Here is a 13,118-nt window from a genome sequence, read left to right on the forward strand (position 1 = left end):
TTGTTTATTGTTTTTTCTAACATCTAATGCATGGTTTCACAACGATGCAACGTTGAAAGTGAGGTGATTTTAGAGAATAAAAGGCGGATTCGCGTCTCTGAATAGAGAAATAACCAACAGAAAGCCAAAATTTTGATTCGTTTTATAAAATGCTCACACACGACATTGTGTATTTGTGCGTAATCCAGTCACTTTCTTAAACTGTGGATGCTATTAAAGCGTGCGCTGAATTGGCCTGGTTAACCGGAACGTGGCGCGAAAATATAAGGAATTCCTTAAGATTTTTTTAAATAGTGCCCTCGACATGTAATTTCAGGCGTTTAGCTGTAACTATTTATATCGGTAACTATTTTCTATCTTTCATCTCTGTAGAATGGCCTCTGCCAAATGGCGAATTCTTATTTTGTCTCTCGGGTAATACCCTTCCACTACTTAAGCCTTTTTAACGTATTCAGGTGGAGATTCAGTAATGCAAATAATCATGTTTGACAGGCAGTCAATATTTATTCATGGAATGAAAGTCAGTTTACAGCAACGTATTCCAGGAGTAGGTATTCAGGGCGTCGGTCAGGCAGACGAGTTATGGCAAAAGCTGGAAAGCTACCCTGAAGCCTTAGTTATGCTCGATGGCGATCAGGATGGTGAGTTTTGCTACTGGTTACTGCAAAAAACCGTGGTGCAATTTCCTGAGGTTAAGGTGTTAATCACGGCTTCGGATTGCAACAAACGATGGTTGCAGGAGGTTATTCATTTCAATGTGATGGCGATTGTACCGCGTGATTCTTCGATCGATACGTTCGTGTTGGCGGTCAATAGTGCGGCGATGGGAATGATGTTTCTGCCCGGTGACTGGCGAACCACGCCGGAAAAGGATACGAAAGATCTCAAATCGTTAAGCGCCCGCCAGCGGGAAATTTTAACCATGCTGGCGGCGGGCGAATCGAATAAAGAGATTGGTCGGGCATTAAATATCAGCACCGGAACGGTAAAAGCGCACCTGGAATCGCTCTATCGCCGTCTGGAAGTGAAAAACCGTACCCAGGCAGCGATGATGTTAAATATCTCCTCCTGAAGAGGATAATTTTACAGCTAGCAGGAAGTTAGCGGTTGGCTGTAAAAATATTATGGTTCGCCGTATAGACCAATTAAACGGCGTACCACACCGTTGGTCCAGCCAAACCCATCCTGCAACGGATATTCGCCCCCGCCGCCCTCGCGGGGGACACCATCGGCAATATGGTATTTCTCGATCAGTTTGTGCTGTTCCAGGTAGAACTGATTCACCGTCTTCAGCCAGCTACGCGCGATCTCATCCCCCAGATAGTCATCACCGTACATTTTAAATCCCTGAATCGCCATCCATTGTAATGGCGCCCAGCCGTTGGGTTTATCCCACTGTTCACCGGTTTCATACTCACTTGCCAGAATCCCGCCCGGCGTCAGTAACCGGCTGCGCACGGCATTTGCCAGACGGTCGGCCTGTTCATGGCTCGCCATGCCCACATATAACGGCACAATGGCAGCAGCGGAAAAGAGAGCCTGTTGTTCACGCCGCCAGTCGTAATCGCGGTAGAGACCATTTTCATCATCCCAGAGATAATGGTTTACCGCATCGCGGCGGGCATTGGCTTTCTGGCGGAACAGAGTTTCCGTTTCCTTGTCGCCTTTCAGCGCCGAGATGTTGGCGATGGCGCTCTCCAGTTTAAACAGGAAAGCATTCAGATCGATGGGGATGAACTGAGTGGTCCGAATACTCGCCAGGCGACCGGCGTCGCGTAGCCAGCGGGAGGAGTAATCCCAGCCAGAAGCTGCGCCCGCGCGTAAATCGCGGTACACCTCGTTCGGCGGACGACCAGAGTGCTTCGCGGTTTCCACATCCTCCAGCCAGGATTCGTCACGCGGCGTGTCGCGGTCGTCCCAGTAGCGGTTAAGCAGCGAACCATCCGGCATCCGCACTACATGGCGATAGGCCTGATTAGGGATCAGCGATTCTGCTCCGTCCATCCAGAAGGCATATTCCATTTTCAGATGGTCGAGATAGCGGCGCGCTCCGCGTACACCATCTTCTTCAAACAACTCCACCATCAGCGCAAAAACCGGTGGCTGCGAGCGGCTCAAATAGTAGGTGCGGTTGCCGTTGGGGATGTGCCCGTAGTTTTCGATCATCCAGGCGAAGTTATCGGCCATGCATTTCAGCAAATCTTCACGCCCGCTTTCCGCCAGACCCAGCATGGTGAAATAGGAATCCCAATAGTAGGTTTCGCTAAAACGACCGCCAGGGACAATATACGACTGCGGCAGCGCCAGCAGAGAAGACCACGGAATGTGATCCTGCGGCTCGCGGGTTAATACCGGCCATAGCTGGTCGATATGCTCTTTCAGGGAGTTTTGCGGGTCTGATACATACTCGCTGGAGTAGACTTCCGGTAACCAGAAGTGATTTTCAACAAACTTGCGCAAATCGAAATCACGATGACGGCGCACTTTACGATAGCGGATTAAGATATCCAGCGGGTCCATTTTGGGGGCGCAGTCAGGAAACGTTTTACTATCGGGGAAAATTTTTGCCGACTGGACATGTTCGAAAAGTTCGAGATAGCGGTCAGCAGGTGTTAGCGCGTCAGAGGCTGGCAGCCCTTCAATCATTTCGGGTTCTGGCTCTGCCTCGAGCATCTCATCCAGTTTTAATTCATACGGATCCAGTTCATAACAGAGATCGACCTCGACCATCAGTTCGTCTGGATTAGGGTTTTGAATTTTCTGATTGAGCATAAGGATCCGACCTCCGAAATTCGTCTCTAATTATCGGGCTTTCCTTTAAGCGTAGTCATTCGCTCCGGTCGATGGGCGACAAAGCGTGCGGTGGATCACGTTTATTAATGGGGCAAAAAATATAACGCACTAATATCAATGGAATTTATAAAAATAAGAATTCCATGTTGTTTTTCATTTTCGGAACATTCAATCATGGTCTCCCCGTAATCATGATATGCCATTCCTGATCTGAGTAATAGGTATAGGCTATTTTATTGATAGTTTATATTCATGTAATTGATTGATTCCTATCAAAAAGCTAATTCCCCTGTTTTTTATGATGGTTTAGTCTCGCAGAGACGTTTGCAGCATTCTGGAAAATTTTCTGGGTCACAATAACTCACTACCGTGAGGGAAGAATAATGAAAATGGTCTCACGTATTACCGCGATCGGCCTGGCCGGCGTCGCGATTTGCTATTTAGGATTATCTGGTTATGTGTGGTACCACGATAATAAACGCAGTAAACAGGCTGATGTTCAGGCATCTGCTGTCAGTGAAAATAATAAGGTTTTAGGTTTTCTCCGCGAAAAAGGATGCGACTATTGCCATACGCCTTCCGCAGAATTACCCGCCTATTATTATATTCCTGGCGCGAAACAGTTGATGGATTACGACATTAGGCTCGGATATAAATCTTTTAACCTCGAGGCAGTGCGTGCGGCTCTGCTGGCAGATAAACCCGTTTCGCAAAGCGATCTGAACAAGATTGAATGGGTGATGCAGTATGAAACTATGCCGCCAACGCGTTATACCGCACTGCACTGGGCGGGTAAGGTGAGTGATGAAGAGCGGGCGGAAATACTCGCCTGGATTGCAAAACAGCGCGCGGAATATTACGCCAGCAATGACACCGCGCCGGAGCACCGTAATGAACCGGTGCAGCCCATCCCGCAAAAACTGCCTACCGATGCGCAAAAAGTGGCGTTGGGGTTTGCCCTGTATCACGATCCCCGTTTATCGGCTGATAGCACCATTTCTTGTGCTCATTGTCATGCGCTGAATGCGGGAGGTGTTGATGGCAGAAAAACGTCGATTGGCGTCGGTGGTGCGGTCGGGCCGATTAATGCGCCGACGGTGTTTAACTCGGTGTTTAATGTTGAGCAATTCTGGGATGGTCGTGCGGCAACATTGCAGGATCAGGCGGGTGGGCCGCCGCTGAATCCGATTGAAATGGCGTCCAAATCCTGGGACGAAATCATTGCGAAGTTGGAAAAGGATCCTGTGCTGAAAGCGCAGTTCCTCAAAGTTTATCCGCAAGGTTTCAGTGGTGAAAATATTACTGACGCAATTGCTGAATTTGAGAAAACATTAATTACGCCGGATTCACCGTTTGATAAATGGTTGCGTGGTGATGAAAATGCGCTGACTGCGCAGCAGAAAAAAGGTTATCAATTATTTAAAGATAATAAATGTGCAACGTGTCATGGCGGTATTATTCTCGGTGGACGTTCTTTCGAACCGCTGGGTCTGAAAAAAGACTTTAACTTTGGTGAAATTACGGCGGCGGATATTGGGCGTATGAATGTTACTAAAGAAGAACGCGATAAACTGCGTCAGAAAGTACCCGGTTTACGTAACGTTGCGCTAACGGCGCCGTACTTCCATCGCGGCGATGTGCCGACGCTGGACGGGGCGGTGAAACTGATGCTGCGCTACCAGGTAGGTAAAGAGCTGCCGCAGGAGGATGTGGATGATATCGTGGCTTTCCTGCACAGCCTGAACGGAGTTTACACACCGTATATGCAGGATAAACAATAATTAATTCGATCGCCCGACCAGCAATGCTCGGGCGATTTTTATTACGATAATAAAGTCTGTTTTTTATATTATCATGTTAAATGTTTATATTATAAAAAGTCGTTTTTCTGTTTAGGATTTTGTTATTTAAATTACACCCGCAACGCCTTGCGTCCATTCCAGATAAATCCTACTTTTTTATTGCCTTCAAATAAATTTAAGGAGTTCGAAATGGACCAGAAGCTGTTAACGGATTTCCGCTCAGAACTACTCGACTCGCGTTTTGGCGCAAAGGCAATTTCAACTATCGCGGAATCTAAACGTTTTCCGCTGCACGAAATGCGCGATGACATCGCATTCCAGATTATCAATGATGAATTATTTCTCGACGGTAACGCCCGTCAGAACCTGGCGACTTTCTGCCAGACCTGGGACGACGAAAATGTTCATAAGCTGATGGATCTGTCGATCAACAAAAACTGGATCGATAAAGAAGAATATCCGCAGTCCGCAGCTATCGACCTGCGTTGTGTAAATATGGTTGCCGATCTGTGGCACGCGCCTGCGCCGAAAAACGGTCAGGCCGTTGGCACCAACACCATTGGTTCTTCCGAGGCCTGTATGCTCGGCGGGATGGCAATGAAATGGCGTTGGCGCAAACGTATGGAAGCCGCAGGTAAACCGACCGATAAACCCAACCTCGTGTGCGGGCCGGTGCAAATCTGCTGGCATAAATTTGCCCGCTACTGGGATGTGGAACTGCGCGAGATCCCTATGCGCCCCGGTCAGTTGTTCATGGACCCGAAACGCATGATTGAAGCCTGCGACGAAAACACCATCGGCGTGGTGCCGACTTTCGGTGTGACCTACACCGGTAACTATGAGTTCCCGCAACCGCTGCACGATGCGCTGGATAAATTCCAGGCCGACACCGGTATCGACATCGACATGCACATCGACGCCGCCAGCGGTGGCTTCCTGGCGCCGTTCGTGGCTCCTGATATTGTCTGGGACTTCCGCCTGCCGCGCGTGAAATCGATCAGTGCTTCAGGTCATAAATTTGGTCTGGCTCCGCTCGGCTGCGGCTGGGTTATCTGGCGTGATGAAGAAGCACTGCCGAAAGAACTGGTGTTCAACGTTGACTATCTCGGCGGTCAAATCGGGACTTTCGCCATCAACTTCTCTCGCCCCGCCGGTCAGGTAATTGCGCAATACTATGAATTCCTGCGCCTTGGTCGCGAGGGCTACACCAAAGTACAGAACGCCTCTTACCAGGTCGCCACTTACCTGGCGGATGAAATCGCTAAACTGGGACCGTATGAATTCATCTGCACCGGTCGCCCGGACGAAGGTATTCCGGCGGTTTGTTTCAAACTGAAAGACGGCGAAGATCCGGGATACACCCTGTATGACCTCTCTGAACGTCTGCGCCTGCGCGGCTGGCAGGTTCCGGCCTTCACCCTCGGCGGTGAAGCCACCGACATTGTGGTGATGCGTATTATGTGCCGCCGTGGCTTCGAAATGGACTTCGCTGAACTGTTGCTGGAAGACTACAAAGCCTCCCTGAAATATCTCAGCGATCACCCGAAATTGCAGGGTATTGCTCATCAAAATAGCTTTAAACATACCTGATAACAGGATGCTATAAGGGACCTCAGCCCCGGCTGGCAAGCCGGGGCTGAGAGTTCGGTCAGAATATAACCCGGAAATATTGGTTTATATTCATATTGTTATTAAGTTGTATAAAGTATGAATGTTTATAAATTATAATGGTATAAGTGAAATATCACCTTAAGGTATTATTCGCCTGGTATTCATTATCTTGCATTTTTATCTATGCATTTTTGTATTATAAATACCATAATACTGCGCAATTTATTCCACTCATTATCCTTTTTCTTACCGCTTCGTTTAAATTTATACGCCAGTAAATTTGACTTAGATATAATGCGTGCTACATTAATAAACAGTAATATGTTTATGTTATATTAAGTCAACTATGCAATCACAACATGGCACTTGTCTCATTGCGTACGCAACACATAAATATATTCTCACCGTGGCTAATGGTGAATATCGCTATTTGAATGGCGGTGATTTGGTCTGCGCGGATGCAAGTCAGGTTTTAGTTTCTAACTCCTTAGAAAATTTAGTATTTGTCACGAAGGAAACGCTTTCATTATTTCTCCAGATGCTCAAGGAGGAGGCATTAATTTTCCATGCTCATAAAAAAGCACCTTCGTTAATTATTCACCACTGCGCCAAAGAAATTCCAGTTTTTCAGGAAGTTGCACAACTCTCGCAGCAACATAATCTCCGCTATGGTGAGGTATTGCGCAAAAGAGCATTAATATTTGCATTATTGTCAGTTTTTCTTGAGGATGAGCAGTTTATACCGCTACTTGTGAACATATTACATCCCAATATGCGCACGCGAGTTTGTACAGTTATCAACAATAATATCGCTCATCAATGGACATTATCACAGATCGCCAACGAGTTACTGATGAGTCAGAGTCTGTTAAAGAAAAAATTGCGTGAAGAAGATACGTCTTATTCACAACTGCTCACCGAATGTAGAATGCAGCGTGCATTACAACTTGTTGTAATGCCTGGTATTCCAATAAAACGTGTAGCAATGTCCTGTGGCTATAACAGCATGTCATATTTTATTTACGTTTTTCGAAATTATTATGGGATGACACCCACAGAGTATCAGGAACAAATAGCACAAGGAAGGTTCAATGGCGACTCAATGACAAGGCTTGTTACAGAGGAAAATTTTATAGTTCGGCTGTAAGAATAAGATTACAAAGTCTGCCCGAACATAAAAAAAACCCGGCATAGGGGACCGGGAAGAGGATAGTCTGCCGTCTCCAGACTAATAAACCGTTATAACACTCCCTGTTGGCACGGGAAACTTTTGTGCTCTCAGTAAGTTAAATATAACGTTTGCTGGAGATAAGATCAGCCAAATTTTTATAAACATAGGCTATACGATTTTTAAAAATATAATTTTATTGTATTTACTTACTTCCAATTAACTGTTATGCAAATTTGCGTAATAGGTAAATTATGATCCTACTAAATATGGCAGTTTTAGCCCTGAGGAACAGTCAGGCATCATTTCATCAGTATACTGAAATTGAAATAATCGCAGTAATGGAATATAAGGGATAGTCATGGCTCATGTTTGCTCGGTGATCCTCGCCTGCCGTTCGTTCGATATTTATCATGAACAGCAAAAAATATCGTTGAACAAAGAGAGTATTCTACTACTCGAGAAAAATTTGGCAGACGATTTTTCGTTTTGTTCACATGATACGCGACGTCTGGATATCGATGAGCTGACGGTTTGTCATTACTTACAAAATATTCGTCAGGCACCACATAATTTGGGGCTACATAACAAAAATCGTTTATTAATTAACCCAGAGCCGCCCATGCCTCTGGTGATAGCGATTTTTGATAGTTTTGCTAAATCCGCTGTAAATTCTCCGATATTGAGCAATATGCTCTATCTTTCCTGCTTATCAATGTTTTCTCATAAGAAAGAGCTTATACCCTTACTTTTTAACAGTATCAGCACTGTCTCGGGGAAAGTTGAACGTATTATTAGCTTTGATATAGCCAGGCGTTGGTATCTGCGTGATATCGCAGAAACAATGTATACCAGTGAGAGCTTAATCAAAAAAAAGTTGCAGGAAGAAAATACTTGCTTCAGTAAAATATTACTCGCCTCGAGGATGTCGATGGCCAGAAGACTACTTGAGTTACGGCAAGTTCCTCTACATACCATTGCTGAAAAATGTGGGTATAGCAGTACGTCGTACTTTATAAATACATTTCGACAATATTATGGCATCACACCACATCAGTTTGCACAGCATTCGCCGGGAACCTTCTCCTGATTTTGGGTATTGGTCAGGATCTCACACTCGCTGCATGTAAAACTCTTTCCTGATTATCTCTGCCGGAACCAACGGCAAGTTCTCTTTGGCAGTTCGCAAACGGGTATTAGTATTTTCAGGAGGAAAAGACACAGCATGTTTGGGATTATTAAGCTAACAATTCATATAATTACGGGAATGCTGGTCTGTATTGTGCTGTTCAAATTGATGACCAATGGCTGGAGTGGTTTCTACTTTCACTGCTGTTTGTTAAGTCTGGTATTCCTCACGATTAGCTGGTTGTTGAGTAGTGAGTGGTTGCGAGGAAAGAGTAAGGCCGAACGCTCATGTTCAACCTTACTCTCATTCATACGTTACGCTTTTTTAAAGCGGGCAAAGAGATGTTCCACAACGACGAAAAAGACGGGAACGAAGTAAATTGCCAGCACAGTTGCTGCAAACATCCCCCCCATAACGCCTGTACCTACCGCGTTTTGTGCGCCGGAACCTGCGCCATGACTGATAACCAGCGGCAGCACGCCAAGAATAAAGGCCAGAGAGGTCATGAGGATTGGGCGTAAACGCATCCGCGCCGCTTCGATAATCGCTTCTACCGGCGTCTTCCCTTCTTTCTGCATCATCTCAACCGCAAATTCGACGATCAGGATGGCGTTCTTGGCGGAAAGCCCGATGGTGGTCAGCAACCCGACCTGGAAGTAGACGTCATTGCTTAATCCGCGCAGGTCAGTTGCCAGTAATGCACCAATGACACCCAACGGTACAACTAACATCACCGAGAACGGAATTGACCAGCTTTCATAAAGCGCGGCGAGGGCGAGGAACACCACGACCAGTGAAATGGCATACAGTGCGGGAGCCTGGTTGGATGATAACGCTTCCTGATATGACAGCCCGGTCCAGGAGTAGCCGACGCCCGCCGGAAGTTTAGCAACCAGATCCGCCATAAATTTCATCGCGTCACCGGTACTTTTCCCGGCAGCGGCTTCCCCTAAAATCTCCATCGACGGAATGCCGTTGTAACGTTCCAGTCGCGGCGAACCGTAGGTCCATTCTGTTGAAGAATATGCAGAAAGCGGAGCCATCGTGCCAGAGGCGTTGCGTACATACCATTGGTTGATGTTGTCTGGCAGCATACGGAAGGGCGTTCCAGCCTGGACATACACTTTTTTCACACGCCCCTGATTGAGGAAGTCGTTGACGTAGCTACTGCCGAAGGCGGTAGAGAGGGTCTGGTTGATATCAGACAGTTCCACGCCCATCGCTTCGGCTTTCGCGGCGTTGACGTTCACTTTGAACATCGGCGTATCTTCCAGGCCGTTCGGGCGAACCGCTGTTACCTGATCGGGTGATTGTGCTGCCAGCGACAACAACTCGTTTCTCGCCTGGGTCAGCTTTTCGTGCCCCAGGTTGCCGTTGTCCAGTAGTTCCATATCAAAACCTGATGCTGTACCCAGCTCCGCTACCGCAGGTAAGTTGAACGGGAAAATCATCGCTTTATTGATACTGCTCAGAGCCACCATTGCCCGCTGAATGATTGCGGTCACCGAGTTTTCTTCGCCGACGCGTTCAGACCACGGCTTGAGGCTGATAAACGCCAGACCGTTGTTTTGCCCCTGACCGCTGAAGCCAAAGCCGCCAACGGTAAACACCGACTGGACATTATTTTTCTCTTTGGTCAGATAGTAATCAGTCACCTGTTGCAGCACTTTCGTGGTGTTAACCATGGTGGAACCTGACGGTAACTGCGCGGTGGTCATAAAGACCCCCTGATCCTCTTCCGGTAAGAAAGAGGTCGGTGTCCGCAGGAACAGTACCGCCATCCCGGCACAAATCAGTAGGTAAACCACCATATAGCGACCAGTGCAACGCAGCAGTGAGCGGGTGCTGTCGGTATAGTGCTGAGTCGATTTTTCAAACAGATGGTTGAAGCGTTCGAACAAGGCGTTCGGTTTGTGACCACCTTCCGGTGCGGCTTTCAGAATGGTGGCGCAAAGTGCCGGGGTCAGGCTCATCGCCACAAACACCGAAAGCAACATGGAGGAAATCAGCGTAATGGAGAACTGGCGATAAATTTCCCCGGTCGCGCCGCTCATAAAGGCCATTGGCATAAACACGGCGGACAGAACAACGGCAATCCCGACCAACGCACGCTGGATTTGCCCCATCGATTTATGCGTCGCTTCCTGCGGCGGCAGTTTATCTTCCGCTATCACGCGCTCGACGTTTTCCACCACCACGATGGCGTCATCCACCAGAAGCCCTATAGCTAACACCATCCCGAACATGGTGAGGGTGTTGATGGTAAAACCGACCGCCGACAAAATCGCGAACGTACCGAGAATAACCACCGGCACGGCGATAGTCGGGATAATCGTAGCGCGAATGTTTTGTAAAAACAGATACATGACCAGGAAGACGAGGATGATCGCCTCAACCAGCGTTTTGAAAACTTCCTGAATTGAAATTTGGATAAACGGCGTAGTGTCGTAAGGATAAACCGTCTTCAGGCTGGCGGGGAAATAGGCTGATAAGCGGTTGAGTTCTGCTTTTACTGCCCGCGAGGTATCGAGCGCGTTTGCCCCGGTAGCCAGTTTGATGGCGATACCGGCGGCAGGTTTGCCGTTATAGCGCGCCACGGTGGAATAATCTTCCGCCCCCAGCTCGACGCGAGCAACGTCGCGCAGCAATACTTGCGAACCATCTTGCTGAACTTTCAGCAGGATTTTGCCAAATTCTTCCGGCGTTTGTAGGCGCGTCTGCACAATGATTGAGGCATTCAGTTGCTGGTCTGCCGCCTGTGGCATTCCCCCCAGTTGACCGCCGGAAATCTGGTTGTTTTGTACTTTGATTTGGGAAATAACATCAGAAGGAACGAGATTGTATTTATTGAGTTTTTGCGGGTCCAGCCAGATACGCATGGCGTACTCTGAACCAAAGAGCTGTACGCTACCGACACCTGCGGTACGGCTGAGTGGATCTTTAATATTAGAAGCCACATAGTCCGCGATGTCGTACTGGTTGAGGCTGCCGTTATCAGAGATAAACGCCGCCACCATCAGGATATTGCTGCTCGATTTATTGACGCTAATTCCTTGTTGCTGTACCGCTTCGGGGAGCGATGGCATGGCGAGTTGCAGTTTATTTTGTACCTGAACCTGCGCGATATCGGGCGATGTTCCCGTCTCAAAGGTCAGGGTAATGGATGCATTACCTGCTGCATCGCTGGTTGATGACATATACATCAGGCCATCAAGCCCATTCATATTTTGCTCAATCACCTGAGTGACTGAGTCTTCTACCGTTTGCGCATCAGCGCCCGGATAGGTGGCGCTGACGGTGATGGTCGGCGGCGCAATCTGCGGATACTGCGCAACCGGTAAGTTCATGATCGCCAGACCGCCTGCGAGCATCAAAATAATGGCAAGTACCCAGGCAAAAACCGGGCGATCAATAAAATAGTTAGCCATGAAAGTCCCCTTAAGCCTGCAACGTTATTGTTTCGATTCGGTGCTGGCGTTTTCCTGGCTGGAGGAAATTGCGCGTGCCTTGATACCCGGATGTATGCGTTGCAAACCGGAAACGATCACCCGATCGCCAGCCTGCAAACCAGAGGTAACAACCCACTGGTTTTCGATAGCTTTGGTCGCGTCAATTTCGCGTAACTGCACGACATCGTCTTTATCCAGAATGAGCGCCGTCGCTTTACCCTGAGCGTTGTGGGTAACACCTTCCTGCGGCACCAGTAACACATTCTGGCGGCTACCTTCATCCACTAATGCTGTGACGTACATGCCTGGCAGTAAGTCACCATTTGGATTGGGGAAAAGCGCACGCAACGTGACGGAACCCGTGGTTTCATCTACCGTCGGGTCGGAAAATTTCAGCGTGCCGGTCTGGCTGTAACGTTTGCCATTTTCCAGATTAAGCTGCACAGGCGTACTGCCCTGAACCTGTTTGATCTGCCCACTGGCGACTTCCTCTTTCATGCGCAAAAAGTCTTGCACTGACTGGGTGAGATCGACATAAATCGGGTCAAGACGCTGCACGGTAACCAGGGAATCAGCTTGATTAGCGGTAACTAATGCGCCGACGGTCACCGACGATTTTCCGCTGACGCCCGTAATCGGCGAGGTGACATTTGCGTATTGCAGATTGATCGTCGCCTGCTCAACAGCCGCTTTGGCGACGGTGACGTTGGCTTCTGCTTCATTCAGTTGGGTGCGCGCGGTGTCGTAATCCTGACGGCTAACGTAGTTGGTCTTCAGCAACGATGCCTGGCGGTTAAAGGTGATACGGGCATTGCTGGCGGTGGAGAGAGCTTTCGCCAGCGAACCTTTGGCGGAGTTCAGCTCTGCCTGTAAAGGTGCAGGATCAATCTGATACAGCGAGTCGCCCTGGTTAACTTTATCGCCTTCGATAAAGTTGCGTTTAATGATAATGCCGCCTACCTGGGGGCGTATCTCAGCAACTTCATAAGGAACAGTTCTGCCGGGCAGTTCGCTCATCACATTGACCGAACCGGGAGAGAGTGTCACCACACCCACTTCAGGTGTCATCGCGGCGGCATTTTCCGTCGATTTGTCATCGCAGGCGGTGAGTATCGCGCCGCAGAATAACAACGGTATTAACAGTATTCTTTTTCTGTTCATTTTAG

The 13,118-nt window shown here is 48.1% G+C and carries 8 protein-coding genes; 5 read left to right on the plus strand and 3 right to left on the minus strand.

The features are described from left to right. Window positions 1-469: 469 nt before the first annotated feature. Entirely contained in the window at window positions 470-1,072 is a 603-nt protein-coding gene (locus tag WC5_RS13895; RefSeq protein WP_001165766.1) for a helix-turn-helix transcriptional regulator, read from the plus strand. Window positions 1,073-1,122: 50 nt separating this feature from the next. On the opposite strand, the gene WC5_RS13890 is transcribed toward WC5_RS13895, so the two are convergent. Further along, entirely contained in the window at window positions 1,123-2,772 is a 1,650-nt protein-coding gene (locus WC5_RS13890; protein ID WP_000934235.1) for an alpha,alpha-trehalase, read from the minus strand. 404 nt (window positions 2,773-3,176) lie between these two features. Between WC5_RS13890 and ccp the strand changes: the two genes are divergently transcribed. From ccp to gadW, 4 genes are all read left to right on the plus strand, one after another. Beyond that, window positions 3,177-4,574 carry a cytochrome c peroxidase gene (gene ccp / locus WC5_RS13885; RefSeq protein ID WP_000784840.1) on the plus strand — a complete coding sequence of 466 codons (1,398 nt, stop codon included), beginning with the start codon at window positions 3,177-3,179 and terminating at the stop codon, window positions 4,572-4,574. Between the two features lie 210 nt (window positions 4,575-4,784). Continuing rightward, window positions 4,785-6,185, plus strand: a complete 1,401-nt coding sequence (gene gad, locus WC5_RS13880) for a glutamate decarboxylase (protein WP_000372165.1) — start codon at window positions 4,785-4,787, stop codon at window positions 6,183-6,185. Window positions 6,186-6,552: 367 nt separating this feature from the next. Further along, on the plus strand, window positions 6,553-7,353 hold the full coding sequence (gene gadX, locus WC5_RS13875) for a DNA-binding transcriptional regulator GadX (RefSeq protein WP_001191771.1): 801 nt from the start codon (window positions 6,553-6,555) through the stop codon (window positions 7,351-7,353). Between the two features lie 382 nt (window positions 7,354-7,735). Beyond that, entirely contained in the window at window positions 7,736-8,464 is a 729-nt protein-coding gene (gene gadW / locus WC5_RS13870) for an acid resistance transcriptional activator GadW (protein WP_000951546.1), read from the plus strand. Between the two features lie 353 nt (window positions 8,465-8,817). Here the strand turns inward: gadW and mdtF are convergent, their stop codons facing one another. Continuing rightward, on the minus strand, window positions 8,818-11,931 hold the full coding sequence (gene mdtF / locus WC5_RS13865) for a multidrug efflux pump RND permease MdtF (RefSeq protein WP_000024839.1): 3,114 nt from the start codon (window positions 11,929-11,931) through the stop codon (window positions 8,818-8,820). Between the two features lie 24 nt (window positions 11,932-11,955). Continuing rightward, a complete protein-coding gene (gene mdtE, locus WC5_RS13860; RefSeq protein WP_353602588.1) occupies window positions 11,956-13,065 on the minus strand; it encodes a multidrug transporter subunit MdtE in 1,110 nt (369 codons plus the stop codon). Between the last annotated feature and the right edge of the window lie 53 nt (window positions 13,066-13,118).

Source organism: Escherichia sp. KTE114, assembly GCF_000407765.1.
Taxonomy (GTDB): Bacteria; Pseudomonadota; Gammaproteobacteria; order Enterobacterales; family Enterobacteriaceae; genus Escherichia; species Escherichia ruysiae.

Coding starts and splice junctions, on each gene's coding strand:
- gadX (WP_001191771.1), top strand. CDS start 6,553: ATGCAATCACAACATGGCACTTGTCTCATTGCGTACGCAACACATAAA.
- ccp (WP_000784840.1), top strand. CDS start 3,177: ATGAAAATGGTCTCACGTATTACCGCGATCGGCCTGGCCGGCGTCGCG.
- WC5_RS13890 (WP_000934235.1), bottom strand. CDS start 2,772: ATGCTCAATCAGAAAATTCAAAACCCTAATCCAGACGAACTGATGGTC.
- mdtF (WP_000024839.1), bottom strand. CDS start 11,931: ATGGCTAACTATTTTATTGATCGCCCGGTTTTTGCCTGGGTACTTGCC.
- gad (WP_000372165.1), top strand. CDS start 4,785: ATGGACCAGAAGCTGTTAACGGATTTCCGCTCAGAACTACTCGACTCG.
- WC5_RS13895 (WP_001165766.1), top strand. CDS start 470: ATGCAAATAATCATGTTTGACAGGCAGTCAATATTTATTCATGGAATG.
- gadW (WP_000951546.1), top strand. CDS start 7,736: ATGGCTCATGTTTGCTCGGTGATCCTCGCCTGCCGTTCGTTCGATATT.